This is a genomic window from Rhodococcus sp. NPDC003322, assembly GCF_053589555.1.
Window position 1 is genome coordinate 438,051 of record NZ_JBSFSC010000006.1, and the last position, 15,249, is coordinate 453,299.

A 15,249-nucleotide genomic window follows, 5' to 3' on the forward strand; every position below is an offset into this window, starting at 1 on the left:
GTCGTGGTCAGTGATGCGGCGCCAGGCCGCCGCCGTGACCGATGTGCATGCGGGACCCTTCGGGGAGCGCTGCGACGGCGGTCAGCACGGTGAGGACCCCGCCGACCCAGGAGGTCCACGCGGCGCCTGTCATGTCGGCGTACCCGGTGACCCACGGTGCGATGAACATCAGGACGCCGAGCACGCCCATCGCCCAGACGACCATCTCGTTGGTGGGGGCCATCATGTTGACGAGGCCGGCGACGGCGACGAGGACACCGAGGACGATCATCGACCACCGGGCGGCGCTGTTCGTGTCGACCCAGATCGGTGAGAGCGCGACCACGGCGCCGATCACCACGGCGGCCCAGTCCTGCCATCGAGTCATAGCTGCGTTCATTTCCAGCCTCCTCTGCCGGAGTTGTCGCGTATGTCGGAGTTACCGCACATCTGTAGGTATAGACCTGATTGACCGGCCGATCAAGAGTGTCTGCGCAGGTGAACACCGTAGGGTCTTCCGACATGCACGAGGACGTGATGCGAGCTCTGGCCGAGGTCGCCGATGCAGACCAGGCCGCACAGTCGCGGCGGTTCTTCAAGACCGGGCCGGGGGAGTACGGCGAGGGCGACGTGTTTCTCGGGGTGCGCGTGCCCGCGACCAGGGCCGTGGTGAAGAGGTTCGCCGACCTCCCGCTGTCAGAGGTGAACGCGCTGCTCGACAGTCCGGTACACGAGCACCGGCTGGCCGGCCTGCTGATCGCCACCGGACGGTTCGAACGGGCGAGTGCGGTGCGAACCCGCGACGACGGACAGCGTGAGCGGATCGCGGACTTCTACCTGGATGCGGTACTCAGGGGCCGCGTGAACAACTGGGATCTCGTCGACGCCTCCGCGGAGCGGATCCTCGGCGGATGGTTGTACGACCGCCCGCGCGACCTGGTGTTCGAGCTCGGCGCGGACGAGGACCTGTGGCGGCGGCGGGTGGCGCTGCTGACCACGTTCGGGTTCATCCGGCGGGGCGACGCGTCCACGACGCTCGAGCTGGCGCCGCGGCTGCTCGGCGACCGCCGCGACCTCACGCAGAAGGCGCTGGGCTGGATGCTGCGTGAGGTCGGCAAGCGGGTCGACCGGGGACTGCTGACGGACTTTCTGGACGCCAATGCCGCCGAGATGGGCGCCACCGCGCTGGCGTACGCCACCGAGCACCTCGACGGCGCTGACCGGGCCCGTTACCGGGCGATCAGAACTCGATCTCGAGCCGGTCGGTGACCGGGCGGGCCTGGCAGCCGAGGATGTAGCCGGCGGCGATGTCCTCGGGGTCGAGGATGTCGCTGTGCTCCATCTCGACCTCGCCCTTGAGCACGGTGCAGGCGCAGGAGCCGCACTCGCCCTCCTGGCAGGAGTAGGGCACGTCCAGTCCCTTGGCCAGCATGATGTCGACGAGGGTCTGCTTGCGCGGCCAGCTCATCTCGTGGGTCTCGCCGTCGAGGGTGACGGAGACGGTCGCCGCGTCGGCGGCCTCCTCCTCGGTGACCTCCTCGAGTTCGACGTCCTGGAACGGGTCGCCGGCCAGCGAGTTGAACACCTCGGCGTGGACCTGGTTGCGCGGCACCCCGGCCTCGGCGAGCGCCTTGTGCACGGTGTCCATGAACGGGCCGGGCCCGCACATGAACGATTCGAACCCGCCGAACGGTGCGGCGAGGGTGGCGAACTGGTCCGGCGTCGGCAGCCCCTGCAGCGACTCGAGCCAGTGCACCACGGTCAGCCGGGTCGGGTACTGGGCGGCGAGGTCGCGCAGTTCGTCGCGGAAGATCACCGAGGACTCGTCCCGGTTGGCGTAGATCAGGACGACCTTGCCGCTGCCCTGGCTCAGCGCCGACTTGAGGATCGAGATCACCGGGGTGATGCCGCTGCCCGCGCCCCAGAGCAGGAAGTCGTGGTCGAGCGACTTCGGGGTGAAGACGCCTGTCGGGGGCAGCACCTCGATGGTGTCGCCGACCTTGACGTTGTCGCACAGCCAGTTGGAGCCGTAGCCGTCGACCGTCCGCTTCACGGTGACCTTCGGGTCCCCGTCGACGAAGGGCGAGCTCGCCAGCGAGTAGCAGCGCGCGACGGAGCCGGTCCGGTCGCTGGGGATGCGCAGCGTGAGGAACTGGCCGGGCTTGTACTCGAACCGGCTGCGCAGCTCCTCCGGGACCGCGAACACCAGCGAGCGCGCGTCCGACGTCTCTTCCACGACGCCCGACACGGTGAGCACAACCGACCTGGAGCTGTGCGGCATGTCAACTGTGGTCATCGTGGTCGATCCTCTCGGGGCTCTGCGGGGTGCAGGGTGCATGTACAGGGTACTTCGGTGGGGACACGTTCTGGAACGTGTTCTAGTTTTAAGGCTAGCAGACACCATCGAAGCAGCTGGATCGTAAATCGCGCCCCTCGGTTCCCGATAACCGGGACACCCTGGTGATCCCGCTGGACGGGATGCCCCGGATCAGGCCGATGTCCGGTGTTGGCGTTCGAGCTGGACCTGAAGTCCGGAGATCAGGGTGGAGACGCCGAACCGGTAGATGTCCCGGCCGTGGAGCTGATCGAGGTTCGTGGTTGCGCGGGCGACGACCTCGGGCAGGCCTGCCCGGTCCGGGATCTTGGGGTCCTGCGTCGACACCCCGCTGCGGCCGTAGAGGTACGTGTGGATGGTCGCGTACGCGCAGAAGACGTTGCGGTCGGTGAAGCCTGCGTCGTACAGGATCTCCATCACCAGCGCGACCAGGTGACGCTGCGACCGCAGCATCTGCTCGAGCAGCACCTCGCCCAGGCCGGGGTACGTGGACAGGCGCTCGTCGATCTGGTCGATCAGTGCCCGCAGTCGCTCGGTCCAGTCCGGACCCGGGTCGGGGGCTGCGATGCCGTCGAGCGCGGCGGAGGCAACCAGGTCGAGCAGCTCGTCCTTGTCGGACACGTAGTAGTAGGGCGCCATCGCCGAGACCCCGAGCTCGCGGGACAGCCGGCGCATGGAGAGCTTCTCGAGCCCGTCCTGGTGGATCACGCGCAGGGCCGCCTCCACGATCTCCTGCTCGGACAGGTTGCCGTGTGTCGAGCCTGATGTCCGCGAATCGGTGCCGGCATTGCGGCCGGACGGCCGACCCAAGATCACGGACTTGTCCGTCATCGTGTGCCTCATGACGCTCGGCGGGCGAATGGTGTCGATCCCGAACCCAAGTCTAGGTCGATTCGGCAGGGATAGGACCAGGTCGGGTGAATTGGGTGTGGATCGGCAGTGCGGCGAGGCCGTCGGCGAGGGTGGCGCTGCCCGATCGCAGCAGGTCGGTCAGTTCGAGGCTCTCGTCGGTGAGCCACTGCTCGTAGGCGGCCAGCGCGACCCCGAGGACCATCCAGCCGACGGTGCGGGGCAGGTGGTCGGTCGTCCGAAGTCCGGTGCGGGCGGCCACGTACTCGGCGATCACCTCCCGCCAGCCTGTGTACATGACCATCGAGTACGCCTGCAGGGCGGGCGCGTTGAGGATGACCTCCATCCGCTTGCGGTGCATCGGCGCCACGTCGGCCGGGAAGTTGTTGAACTCGAGCAGCGCTCGCGTCAGGCCCTCGGCGAGTGGGATGTCGCCGGGGAGCGTCGCGAGGTGGTCGCGCATGTCCGACAGGTGGGTGTCGAAGTTGCCCCACGGCACCGCGTTCTTGGACGGGAAGTAGCGGAAGAACGTGCGCCGTGCGATGCCCGCGGCCTCCGCGATCTGGTCGACGCTGGTCTCTTCGTAGCCGTGCTCGGCGAACAGTGCGAGTGCGATGTTGCTGATGCGGTCCTGGGTGGTCGACGGCTTGCGACCGAGCCGACCCGTCCCTGACCTGCGGGTGCGCGTCAATTTCTCCTCCGGTCTTTCATTCTGCACTCGATGCCATTATTGTGGTGAGCCGAGTCACAGCGAACAAGTGCTGGACCGGAACAACCCTGACACAGGAGGCAAGTCGATGTCCGATACTCGCGAGTCCGCAGTCAACGAGACCGAGCTCGTTCAGGAGTCCCTCGTGGAAGAGGTCTCGATCGACGGCATGTGCGGCGTGTACTGATCGTGGATCTCGACTCCGGGTGGATGCTGCACCCGCAGGTGGCGCTTCGCCCCGAACCTTTCGGGGCGTTGCTCTACCACTTCGGCACCAGGAAGCTGTCGTTCCTGAAGAACGTGACCATCGTCGGCATCGTCAAGTCGTTGACCGACCACCCCGACGCCCGCAGCGCGATCCGGGCGGCGGGTGTCGAGGACTCCGGCATCGACATCTACGCACGCGCCCTGGCCACCCTGGCCGAGTCGAAGATGATCGTGCCGGCGGCCGCGAGCTCAGCGGCCTGACCCTCCCCACAGTGCAGGCCCGTGCGCGACATCGCGACGCCCGCACACCCCACACTTCTTTCGTCTGACGAGGACACCGCCCATGACATCGGTTCTGGAACCACCCACCACGGTGACGCCCCCCGCAGCGCTCGCCCCGACGTCGACGCCTCCCGCTGTCGGTCGTCTCGTCGACCAGTTCGAGCTCGGCCTCGACGCCCCGATCTGCCTGACCTGGGAGCTGACGTACGCGTGCAACCTGTCGTGCGTGCACTGCCTGTCCTCGTCAGGCAAGCGCGACCCGCGTGAGCTGTCGACCGAGCAGTGCAAGGCGATCATCGACGAGCTGCAGAAGATGCAGGTCTTCTACGTCAACATCGGCGGCGGCGAACCGACGGTCCGCTCCGACTTCTGGGAACTCGTCGACTACGCCACCGACCACCAGGTGGGCGTCAAGTTCTCCACCAACGGCGTGAAGATAGACAAGAAGGTCGCCGCGCGCCTGGCCGCCTCCGACTACGTCGACGTGCAGATCTCCCTCGACGGCGCGACCGCGGAGGTCAACGACGCGGTCCGCGGCCCCGGCTCGTTCGCGATGGCGGTGCGGGCACTGGAGAACCTGGCCGAGGCCGGGTTCAAGGACGCGAAGATCTCCGTCGTCGTCACCCGTCAGAACGTGAGCCAGCTCGACGAGTTCAAGGCCCTCGCCGACAAGTACGGTGCGACGCTGCGCATCACCCGGCTGCGCCCGTCCGGACGCGCCGTGGACGTCTGGGATGACCTGCACCCGACGCACGAGCAGCAGCGCGAGCTCTACGACTGGCTGGTCGCCAACGGTGAGGGCGTGCTGACCGGTGATTCGTTCTTCCACCTGTCCGCGTTCGGCGGTGCCGACGGCGCCGGCGCGCTGCCCGGGCTGAACCTGTGCGGTGCGGGACGGGTGGTGTGCCTGATCGACCCGATCGGCGACGTCTACGCGTGCCCGTTTGCGATCCACGATCAGTTCCTCGCCGGAAACATCGTGGCGGACGGCGGCTTTCAGCAGGTGTGGCAGCACTCGGACCTGTTCGCGGAGCTGCGCTCCCCGCAGACCGCGGGGGCGTGCACCTCGTGCAACTTCTTCGATTCGTGCCGCGGCGGCTGCATGGCCGCGAAGTTCTTCACCGGCCTGCCGATGGATGGCCCGGATCCCGAATGCGTGCAGGGCTATGGGCAGTCCGCGCTGGAGGGTGACCGGAGCGTCCCCCAGTCCAGCCAGGACCACTCGCGGACCGGCAAGCGCGCCGAGCGTCGCACCCCGGCCGCGCCGGTGCCGCTGACCCTGCTGACGCGGCCGCCGGCCAAGATCTGTGACGAAAACCCCCTCGCGGGCTTGAACTGACTACCCGCACAGCGGGTGTGAATAGAGGATTTCAATGGCAAAGAATGCGTGGTTCGAGACCGTTGCCGAGGCGCAGCGCCGGGCGAAGAAGCAACTGCCGAAGCCGGTGTACATGGCGCTGGTCGCCGGCTCCGAGAAGGGCGTGACCACCTCCGACAACATCGACGCGTTCGCCGAGCTCGGGTTCGCGCCGCACGTTGCGGGGCTGTCGGACAAGCGTGAGCTCGCCACCACCGTGATGGGGCAGCCGCTGTCCTTCCCGGTGATGATCTCCCCGACCGGTGTGCAGGCTGTGCACCCCGACGGTGAGGTCGCCGTCGCCCGCGCGGCCGCCGCCCGCGGCATCGCGATGGGACTGAGCTCGTTCGCGAGCAAGTCCGTGGAGGAGGTCGTGGCGGCGAACCCGCAGACCTTCTTCCAGATGTACTGGGTCGGCACCCGCGACGAGCTGCTGCACCGGATGGAACGCGCGAAGAAGGCGGGCGCGACCGGGCTGATCATGACACTCGACTGGTCGTTCTCGATGGGCCGCGACTGGGGCTCCCCGGCGATCCCGGAGAAGATGGACTTCGCCGCCATGAAGGCGAACGCCCTGCAGGGCCTGCTGCACCCGAAGTGGCTCTCGCAGTTCGTCCGTTCGGGCGCGATCCCCGACCTGACCACCCCGAACCTCGCCCCCGCCGATGGTGGCCCTGCGCCGACGTTCTTCGGTGCGTACGGCCAGTGGATGGGCACCCCGCTGCCCACCTGGGAGGACGTCGCATGGCTGCGTGAGCAGTGGGACGGCCCGTTCATGCTCAAGGGCGTCATGCGGGTCGACGACGCCAAGCGCGCCGTCGACGCAGGCTGCACCGCCATCTCCGTCTCCAACCACGGCGGCAACAACCTCGACGGCACCCCCGCCCCGATCCGGGCGCTGCCCGCGATCGCCGAGGCCGTCGGCGAGCAGCTCGAGGTCGTCCTCGACGGCGGCATCCGCCGCGGCTCCGACGTCGTCAAGGCTCTCGCCCTCGGCGCCCGCGCCGTCATGATCGGCCGCGCGTACCTGTGGGGCCTGGCCGCCAACGGTCAGGCCGGCGTCGAGAATGTTCTCGACATCCTGCGCGGCGGCGTCGACTCCGCCGTTCTCGGCCTGGGGCACTCGAACATCGCGGACCTGTCCCCGGCCGATCTGGTCATCCCCGACGGATTCCGCCGCGACCTCGGGATCTAGGGTGTGTCTGCCCATCCACTGATCGGCGCTCCTGGCGCACAATCGCCATCCAGCTGCGTTGTCGTCGGCGCCGATACAACCCCGGTATCGGCTTCTCCTCCGCACAGGAGCGGAGCCCGCGGAGCGACTCCTACGTCTTGCCGGACGACGATTGTTTCGCCAGGTGCATCCGAGTGGGATGGGCAGACACCCCCCGGGCCCGAGATCGACACGATCGCGATCACCTCGAAGACCACCCTGGCCGGGCGCACCGCCCCGTCCCGGGTGGTCTTCGGGTCTCACGAGACGAATCTCGCTGTCGGCAGGTCGTTCTCGGCCCGGCACACCGACTACTACGCGGCCCGCGCTCGAGGGGGCTGCGGGGTGATCGTCACCGAGTGCGCCTCGGTGGTCGCCGACGACTGGCCGTACGAGCGGGCACCGCTGGCGTCCGAGTGCCTGCCGGGATGGCGGGAGGTCGTGGCGGCGTGCCGCCCTTACGGGACGCTCGTGCTCGCCGGCCTCGGGCACCGTGGGATGCAGGGATCGAGCGCGTACTCGCAGTCGGTGCTGTGGGGACCGTCTCCGGTCGCGGACGTCGTGACCCGGGAGCTGCCCGCGGAGATGAGCAGTCGTGAGATCGACTCGGTCGTGACGGGTTTCGCCGACGCCGCCGCGCTCGCGGTGGCCGCCGACCTGGACGGCGTCGAGCTCGATGCGGGACCGACCGCACTGCTGCGCCAGTTCCTGTCCCCGCTGACCAACTTCCGCGCCGACGCATACGGCACCGACCGTGCCCGACTGCTGCGTGAGGCGCTCGCCGCCGTCCGCGCGGTGCTCGGCCCGGACCGGATCCTCGCCCTGCGACTCAGCTGCGACGAACTCGCGCCATGGGGCGGCATCACCCCCGACGCCGCGGCCGAACACGTTCACGCGCTGGCAGATTCGATCGACCTGATCACCGTGGTCCGGGGTGGGCCGACAACCGCCACCCGCCACCGGCCGGACATACACACCCCGCCGATGTTCAACGTGGAACTGGCGCGCCGCATCCGCGAGGTCACTGCGGTGCCGGTCGTCCTGCAGGGCAGCGTGATCGACGCCCCGGCCGCGCAGCGCGCTCTCGACGACGGCGTCGCCGACCTGGTCGAGATGACCCGTGCGCAGATCGCCGACCCGGATCTCGTCTCCACGGTGCGCGCCGGTCGCACACCCCGTCCGTGTGTGCTGTGCAACCAGACCTGCCTGGTGTGCGATCCGCGCAATCCGGTCGTCACCTGCATCGGCAACCCGAACCTGGCCGAAGTGCACCTTCACGCTGCTGGACCGGACGAAGGTGTCCTTCGCCCGGGCGTTGCGGCGGACGCGAATGTCGCGCTGCGGGACGTGCTGGTGGTCGGTGGGGGTCCGGCGGGCCTCGAGGCGGCGCGGGTCCTCGCCGCCGCCGGACATCGGGTCCGGCTCGCCGAGCGCGCGCCCCGGCTCGGCGGCATGGTCGCTCGCATCGCGGTGGGCGAGCGGAAACGGCTGTCGGTGTTGACCGACTGGCTCGCAGACGAGTGCCGGCGCCTCGGCGTCCGTTTCGACGTGGGTCGGGAAGTGACTGCGCCGGAGATCGCGGCCGCGGGTGCGGTGGTACTCGCGACCGGCAGTGTCGCCGCGCCGTGGCCGGTGCCCGGGGACGGGAGCGTGCCCGTCTGCACCGCCCCCGACGTGCTGGAGGGGACGCGGCCGATCCCCGATGTCACGGACGGAGTCCTGGTCTGGGACCCGATCGGCGGACCGGTCGGAGTGGCGGTGGCCGAACTGCTGGCGGCACGGGGCGGGAGGGTCGGCGTGGTGACCCCGGATCCGGTGGTGGGTACCGAGTTGGGGCGCACCGGCGACCTCGCCGAAGCCAACGGACGTCTCCAGCGTGCCGGCGTCCACCGGCACCTGCGTTCCCGGATCGTCGGGATCGACGGTGGCCGGGTCGAACTCGAACACGCACACACGGGGGAGCGGACGACGATCGCTGCCGTCGCCGTGGTCGACTGCGGTCACCGACTCCCGGACGATGCGCTGGTGCGGAGCGCCGAGTCCCGCGTGGCGGGCGGCGGGACGCCGGGTGCCGGGTGGGTGGCCGCCGGAGACTGCGTGGCGCCCCGCACCGTCGCCGAGGCCGTCCGCGAGGGGCGGGCAGCGGCCCTTGATCTCGTCGCTCGGTGGGCGCCGTGACGTATCCGACGCTGCTGTCGCCGCTCACGATCGGGCCTCGGACGGTGCGGAACCGTGTCGTGTTCACCGCGCACCTGACGAACGCCGCCGTCGACGGACTGCCCACCGAGCAGCACGCCGCCTACTACGCGGCCCGTGCGCAGGGCGGTGCGGGGCTGATCGTCACCGAGGAACACTGCGTCCACCCGACGGACTGGCCGTACGAAAAGGTGATCCACGGCCACCGGCCCGAGGTGGTGCCGGGGTACCGGAGAATCACCGACGCGGTACATGCGCACGGCTCGGTGATCCTCGCGCAGCTCAACCACAACGGCGGCCAGGGTTCCGGCATGTACTCCCGTCGGCCGCTGTGGGCGCCGAGCCCGATCCCCGATGCGCTGTTCCGGGAGGTGCCGCGGGCCGTGGACGCCGCCGACATCGCAGAACTCGTCGCGAGCTTCGCGCGCGTGGCAACGCACTGCCGCGCCGGGGGATTCGACGGGGTCGAGATCCAGGCGTCGCAGTCGTCGATCCTGCGGGCATTCCTGTCGCCACAGGCGAACCGGCGCACCGACGACTACGGCGGGGCCCTCGCCGGCCGGGCCAGGCTGCTGCTCGAGGTGATCGCCGCCGTGCGGTCCGCGCTCGGGCCCGACCTGATGCTGGGGGTCCGCCTGACCGGAGAGGAGTCGATCTCCAACGGGATCCACCTCGACGAGGCGGTCGCGGTCGCCCGCATGATCGAGGCGACCGGCCACGTCGACTACCTCAACACCTCGATCGGGATGGCCACCGAGACACTGCACCTGATCGAGGGCTCGATGGCCGTGCCCCGGGGCTACGCACTGTTCATTCCCAACGCGATTCGCGGGGCGGTGTCCCTCCCGGTGGTCGGCGTCGGGCGGTTCACCGGACCCGGACAGGCGGAGGAGGCACTCGCCGAGGGGCACTGCGATCTGGTCGGGGTGGTCCGCGGGCAGATCGCGGACCCCGACTTCGCCGCCAAGGCCGCCGCCGGTCACGCCGACGACATTCGCGCCTGCCTGGGCTGCAACCAGGAGTGCATAGGGCGGGTCGGACTGAACCGGTGGCTCGGGTGCGTCGAAAATCCTGCCGCGGGGCGGGAATCGGTGCCGCTCCCGATGCCGCGACGGCGCGGCCGGGATGTCGTGGTCGTCGGCGGGGGCCCGGCCGGACTGCAGGCCGCGGCGACCGCCGCGCAGCGGGGCCACACGGTGACCCTGTACGAACGGTCCGAGCAGCTCGGGGGTCAGGTGTGCACCGCCGCCCTGGCCGCGGGCCGCGGTGAGTTCGGGGAGTTGGCCGCGAATCTCGAGCGTGAGTGCAGGCGGTCCGGCGTCTCGGTGCACACGGGTGTCGACGTCGACGCGGACCTCGTTCGCCGGCTGCGGCCCGACGCGGTGATCGTCGCGACCGGGGCGCGGCCGTCGCGTCCGGCGTGGGCGGGCGACAGCGTCCGCGTGGTCGACGTGCGCGACGTCCTCGAGGGGGACGCCTCCCCGATGGGGCGGGTTCTGGTGTTCGACGAGTTGGGATTTCATCAGGGCACCTCCGTCGCGGAGACTCTCGCCGCCAAGGGCGCTGCGGTCACGATCGCGACCCCCGCGATGGTCGTCGGACAGGACCTGGGGCTCACCCTCGACATGGAGGGCTGGCAGCGGCGCGCACACGCGTCCGGCATCACCGAATGGACCGATGTGGTGCCGACAGCGGTCACCGACACGGGATCCGCTGTGCTGGTACACCTACTGCACCATCCCACGGGGGCAGTCGAGGAGCGCGAGTTCGATGCCGTCGTCTGCTCGGTGCATCAACGGTCTGTGGACGGATTGTGGAAGGAACTGTCCGGCAGTGCATTCGAAATACACCGAATCGGCGATGCGCTGTCGCCCCGGCGTGCGAACTCGGCGGTGATCGAGGGGCATCGTGTCGCCTCCTCCCTGTGACCGCCGCGCCGTTCGGGAACCGCCGGCAGGTGTCAGATACCGGTTTCGAGGTCGCCGGGCAGCAGGAGCTGCGGCGCCTGCGTGAACGTCCAGGCGTCGTCGGTGCGGGTGAGCACCCACACCAGGTCGTAGCGGTCCTCCGGCCACGGGTCGGGAATGTCGGCGTCGACGTCGCCGAGTGCGGCGACGATGTCGGGAAGGTACTCGCGTTGCCACGACACCAGTACCGGTCCCGGGGTGCGGCGAAGTCTCTTGGCCAGTGCCTTGACGTCGGCGCGGCGGTGCTCGGTGTCGACGTCGAGACCGAGGCGGGCGGCGAGTGGCGTCAGGGTTTGTAGTGAGCGTCTGCTGCCGCCCTTGCGGCTCGGGGTGGAGGCGAACAGCGCGCGCGGCCGGGCGAGCGGGCCCGCCGGTTCGCCATGGTCCGGCGCGAACAGCCCGGCCAGCGCGGTGGCGCGGCGCCAGCCGGCCTCGGTCAGTGACTCGTCGCAACGGTCGCCGTCGTCGTCGACGCCGTACGGAGGTCCGCTCTCGGGTGGGCGTTCGGCGTGCCGGATGAGCATGATCACCGTGGTGACGGTCTCCGCATTCTCGGCCATGGGCCCATTCTCGCGCTGCTGGTCATCGACGTGCCGTAACCGGTCACCGCGGCGTGGCCGAGCTTCGCTGCAGCAGACCCCAACTGAACTGCGCCTCGCATGCGGTGCCGTCCGCCACGGTGAACTCGGCGGTGGCGTGGCTGGGCACCTGACCGGCCGCCGTCCGGAACCGGACGGGCGCCGCAGCACGTTCCAGGTCGTCGATGGTCACCATCCAGGGGCGCAGGTCGGCGAGGCCGGTGATCGCGGGCGCGTCGGCGTCGGCGGCGCGGGCCAGTCGCTCGTCGATCACCTCGCCTCCGGGACCGAAGGTGACCTGGAATTGCAGGCCCGGCCACAGCGGCGTGTCCCAGCATTCGACGGCCAGGGTCGTGCCGAGGGAAGTGGGGCGCTCGCTGGTCGTGTCGGGTCGGCCGAGGGCCAGCCGGTATCGGCTGATGCCGTCGGGGAAGTTGCTGCGGAGGCCGCGCTGCCACTGGGCGTGGGCGGCTCTGGCATCGGTCCCGCTCTTGCCGAGGGTCTTCAGGGCCGCGTCGACCAGCGACGGTTGGTGGTCGTCCATTCGGCGAAGCAGCATCAGCTCGAAGTTGACCACGCCAAATCCCTTGAGCGGCATTCGGTCCAGAGTCATCGGTCCTCCTCGGGGTCGACCGGGGTGAGACCGACAGTAGCAATCCCGGACGTGTGATCCCCGTTAGTGGCCAGTTCCTCTGCAGGCGGCGGGTGCCGGTCGGCCAGACAATGAACCGGATTGGCAGATCCGACTTTTGGATGGAATGAGCTGGACCTTCGTCACCTGGGTTGACCACGGAATGACCGAGGCCGAGGTGGCCGACCCGTGGGGCGTCGCGCTCGGGGTCCGCCGGCATCGCTGGGAGTGTGTCCGGGTGGTTGTGTCCACTGTGGCTACGGCACGTCGCCGTCGCCGGCCCCATCCACGTCGCGCTCCCATCGCCGTCGATGCTCACGCACCTCGGCGTCGCGGCGGGCGCGGTGGTGCGCCAGCGCTGCAGCGAGGATGTCGTCGAGGTGGTGGCGTTGATTGACCCGCGGTGTGCGGGTGGGGTCGATGTGCGGTGGTGGGATCCACTCGGTACGGCCGGCATTGCTGGTGGCTGCACTTGTGGTTCGGTGGGTGGGTTCTGTCATCGTGTGGCCGGTGATGTCGGTCCTGCCGGCGTCGCCGGTGCGGTCGAGGGTTGCCGCCGCGGTGCAGGTCTGCCAGCCGCCGGGGCCGTCGTGGACGAGGGCGTGGCAGTGATCGCACGCGAGATCGAGAGCGTCGATGTCGGTGCGGCCGCCCTTGTTCCATTCGGTCAGGTGATGCACGGCGGTCATCGACGCCGGTGCGTCGCAGCCCGGCCGCGTGCAGCCACGCGAGGCGGCGATCAGCGCCAACCGCTGATCAGCCGATGCCAGACGCTTCGACCGACCGAGGTGCAGCGGCCGGCCGTTGTGATCGAAGAGCGCGAGCACCGGATGTGCCTTCTCGGCCATTCGGAGCGCATCACGGATCGGGCCCAGGCCGCCGGTGGCGGTGGTGGCCACCCCGGATGCTTCCTCGACCTGCCGCACAGACATCGTCAGGATCGCCGTGACGGGCAGTCCCCGATGACTACCCAACACCCCGGACGAGAGCAGGTGCCGTAGGGCGACTTTCAGTGCGTCGTGGTTGCGTTGCACGGCGGTGCGGGTGTCGCGGGCGGCGGCGTTCGCCAGCGCTGTTCGATCGAGGGTGTCGGATTCGATGTCACCGCAGGGCGATTCGGGATCGTCGGGATTGTTCATGCCGGGGCGGGCGAGTTTCGCGAGGACCGGATCCAACAACGCCTTCGTCTCCGGATCCAACAGCCCCGAGATCGGTGTCATGAAATCGGTGCCCTGCTTCCCGATGCGCAGACCCCGACGGCGTCGGCGGTCCTTCTCGTCCGGACCGTCACCATCTGGGTTCAGGTACGCGAGCAGGTGGATTCCGACCTTCGTGACGTCTTCGGGTGGCATGGTTCGGGCGGCGTCGGCCAGGATCTTCTCCGCCACCGCGATCTCGTCGGCGCCGGTGCCGTGGGGGACCTTGCGCATGGTTTTCGCGATCGCTGCGACATGATCCGGGCCGACGACACCCTCCCGCACGGCGTGCGCGGTGACCGGTAGAACCGCATCCATCGGGTCGCCGCCGATCGTGTGCCAGGTCCCGACCTTGTTCGCGCCCTTGACTCGTCGGGCGGCGTCGGCGCCGGAGATCCGCAGGGTCTGGGTGAGGAATTCGCTCACGGATCGGCAGTGCCGGTTTCCAGGGATCGACCGCTCCACCGTCTCGACGATCAACCGGTGTCCGACCGCGGATGCCTTCCTCAGCGTCACTTCCATCCGCTGCAGCGTGTCGATGACCTCACTGTCGGTGAGTCCGGTCAGCGGGTCGGCAAGCAGGCCGTCGATGGCGACGGCGAGCGCTGTCAGGTGTTCGTCCATCTGCTCGTCACCCCCCGTGATTCGAACTGATGTTCTAACAATAGTGGAAAGCGGCGCTCCGCACCAGGCTTTCCGTGAAGCGAGGGCGGTTGGGGGTGACGTGGTGTTCGTGGACGTCGGGTGTCCTTGGGATCGTTGGGCGGGCGTCCCTCTCGCCGCGGCATATCTGTTCAAGGACGGTCGTGGGGTTGCGCCACAACTGTTTTGCGACTTGCCGATAGGGCCGCGGCATGTCGACGCGAATCTGGCTTCCCTACATGGTGGAGCGGCGTCGTGTTCGAACCGACGGGTCCCAGCGTGCCGTAGGAGACCGTGGGGATGGCTCGGCAGCTTCCTGCCACCCATCCGGCCGGGGGGTGGCTTTAAGAGGGTTCTGCCTCTCCACGGTCTCCGTTCGCTGCCTGGCTCAACACAGGAACGCCACCCTTCCCTGGCGGCCGGAGGTCGGAATGCCGACAGCGGATACCCCGTCCACTGCACGGAAGGCACACGCCACGGTGATCGTGATCGGTATCGACCCGCACAACCACCCGAATCAAGACCGAACTCGCCGCCAGCGGCACCACACTCCTGAAGATCCCCGGCGTCGGCACCGTCACCGCGGCCCGGATCCTCGCCCGCACCGGAAATCCCACCCGGTTCGCGAACGAGGCCGCATTCGCGAACTACAGCGGCACCGCACCCATCGAGGTCGCCAGCGCCGACAAGCAACGCCACCGTCTCTCCCGGTACGGGGATCGCACCCTGAAATCGGCGATCCACATCGTCGCCGTCACCCAGGCCAGAACACCAAGCAGCGACGGATACGTCTACCACCAACGCAAGATGGCCGAAGGCAAAACCTCACGTGAGGCGATGCGCTGCCTCAAACGGCAAGTGGCAAAACGGCTGTGGCGAACCATGCGCGACGACCATGTTGGCAATCGAGTCGCCGGGATGTCCGCATCCGCGTAAGCGGCGGCCGCCATCCGATCTTGAATGTCGTGGTGTCCAGCCGCCCGTCAGCGACTGCACAGGTATCGACTACTTTCGAACGATGCGTCGACCTTTGGCCGTCCTCGGAGTGGCAGTTGGCCTGGCCCTATACGTCGCGGCCTTCTTCGTGACTGCGCCATCTCCGCTCTGT

15 protein-coding genes are annotated in these 15,249 nt (G+C 69.1%); 8 read left to right on the top strand and 7 right to left on the bottom strand.

Features of this window, described 5'->3' with window-relative positions; translation table 11 throughout:
• Positions 1 to 7: 7 nt before the first annotated feature.
• Positions 8 to 379, bottom strand: coding sequence for an SPW repeat protein (locus ACWDUM_RS24520; protein ID WP_450114488.1), 372 nt, complete (start codon positions 377 to 379; stop codon positions 8 to 10).
• A gap of 122 nt (positions 380 to 501) precedes the next feature.
• Here ACWDUM_RS24520 and ACWDUM_RS24525 point away from each other — a divergent pair, with 122 nt between their 5' ends.
• On the top strand, positions 502 to 1,248 hold the full coding sequence (locus ACWDUM_RS24525; RefSeq protein ID WP_450135967.1) for a DNA alkylation repair protein: 747 nt from the start codon (positions 502 to 504) through the stop codon (positions 1,246 to 1,248).
• Here ACWDUM_RS24525 and ACWDUM_RS24530 read toward each other — a convergent pair.
• The 3 genes from ACWDUM_RS24530 to mftR all read right to left on the bottom strand — a co-directional run bounded on the left by ACWDUM_RS24530 (position 1,220) and on the right by mftR (position 3,854).
• Entirely contained in the window at positions 1,220 to 2,275 is a 1,056-nt protein-coding gene (locus ACWDUM_RS24530; protein WP_450135968.1) for a 2Fe-2S iron-sulfur cluster-binding protein, read from the bottom strand. The two genes, ACWDUM_RS24525 and ACWDUM_RS24530, sit on opposite strands and share 29 nt — an antisense overlap.
• A gap of 192 nt (positions 2,276 to 2,467) precedes the next feature.
• A complete protein-coding gene (mftR2, locus tag ACWDUM_RS24535) occupies positions 2,468 to 3,145 on the bottom strand; it encodes a mycofactocin system transcriptional regulator MftR2 (protein ID WP_450114491.1) in 678 nt (225 codons plus the stop codon).
• Positions 3,146 to 3,197: 52 nt separating this feature from the next.
• Entirely contained in the window at positions 3,198 to 3,854 is a 657-nt protein-coding gene (gene mftR / locus ACWDUM_RS24540; RefSeq protein WP_450135969.1) for a mycofactocin system transcriptional regulator, read from the bottom strand.
• 106 nt (positions 3,855 to 3,960) lie between these two features.
• Between mftR and mftA the strand changes: the two genes are divergently transcribed.
• The 6 genes from mftA to ACWDUM_RS24570 all read left to right on the top strand — a co-directional run bounded on the left by mftA (position 3,961) and on the right by ACWDUM_RS24570 (position 11,055).
• Positions 3,961 to 4,059, top strand: coding sequence for a mycofactocin precursor MftA (gene mftA, locus ACWDUM_RS24545; protein ID WP_450114493.1), 99 nt, complete (start codon positions 3,961 to 3,963; stop codon positions 4,057 to 4,059).
• 23 nt (positions 4,060 to 4,082) lie between these two features.
• Positions 4,083 to 4,340: a mycofactocin biosynthesis chaperone MftB gene (gene mftB, locus ACWDUM_RS24550; protein ID WP_450136038.1), complete on the top strand. Its 258-nt coding sequence runs from the start codon at positions 4,083 to 4,085 to the stop codon at positions 4,338 to 4,340.
• An 82-nt stretch (positions 4,341 to 4,422) separates the two neighbouring features.
• Positions 4,423 to 5,700, top strand: a complete 1,278-nt coding sequence (gene mftC / locus ACWDUM_RS24555; RefSeq protein WP_450135970.1) for a mycofactocin radical SAM maturase — start codon at positions 4,423 to 4,425, stop codon at positions 5,698 to 5,700.
• A gap of 34 nt (positions 5,701 to 5,734) precedes the next feature.
• Positions 5,735 to 6,913 carry a pre-mycofactocin synthase MftD gene (gene mftD / locus ACWDUM_RS24560; RefSeq protein ID WP_450114496.1) on the top strand — a complete coding sequence of 393 codons (1,179 nt, stop codon included), beginning with the start codon at positions 5,735 to 5,737 and terminating at the stop codon, positions 6,911 to 6,913.
• A gap of 213 nt (positions 6,914 to 7,126) precedes the next feature.
• A complete protein-coding gene (locus tag ACWDUM_RS24565; protein WP_450136039.1) occupies positions 7,127 to 9,109 on the top strand; it encodes a mycofactocin system FadH/OYE family oxidoreductase 1 in 1,983 nt (660 codons plus the stop codon).
• Positions 9,106 to 11,055 carry a mycofactocin system FadH/OYE family oxidoreductase 2 gene (locus ACWDUM_RS24570; protein WP_450135971.1) on the top strand — a complete coding sequence of 650 codons (1,950 nt, stop codon included), beginning with the start codon at positions 9,106 to 9,108 and terminating at the stop codon, positions 11,053 to 11,055. The genes ACWDUM_RS24565 and ACWDUM_RS24570 overlap by 4 nt, the downstream gene beginning before the upstream one ends.
• A 32-nt stretch (positions 11,056 to 11,087) precedes the next feature.
• Here ACWDUM_RS24570 and ACWDUM_RS24575 read toward each other — a convergent pair whose 3' ends face one another.
• The 3 genes from ACWDUM_RS24575 to ACWDUM_RS24585 all read right to left on the bottom strand — a co-directional run bounded on the left by ACWDUM_RS24575 (position 11,088) and on the right by ACWDUM_RS24585 (position 14,123).
• Positions 11,088 to 11,654, bottom strand: a complete 567-nt coding sequence (locus tag ACWDUM_RS24575) for a hypothetical protein (RefSeq protein WP_450135972.1) — start codon at positions 11,652 to 11,654, stop codon at positions 11,088 to 11,090.
• Between the two features lie 43 nt (positions 11,655 to 11,697).
• Positions 11,698 to 12,285 (bottom strand): hypothetical protein, encoded by a 588-nt coding sequence (locus ACWDUM_RS24580; protein WP_450135973.1) that lies wholly within the window; start codon positions 12,283 to 12,285, stop codon positions 11,698 to 11,700.
• 275 nt (positions 12,286 to 12,560) lie between these two features.
• Entirely contained in the window at positions 12,561 to 14,123 is a 1,563-nt protein-coding gene (locus ACWDUM_RS24585; protein WP_450135974.1) for a DUF222 domain-containing protein, read from the bottom strand.
• 576 nt (positions 14,124 to 14,699) lie between these two features.
• Here ACWDUM_RS24585 and ACWDUM_RS24590 point away from each other — a divergent pair.
• Entirely contained in the window at positions 14,700 to 15,077 is a 378-nt protein-coding gene (locus tag ACWDUM_RS24590) for a transposase (protein WP_450136040.1), read from the top strand.
• Positions 15,078 to 15,249: the final 172 nt, after the last annotated feature.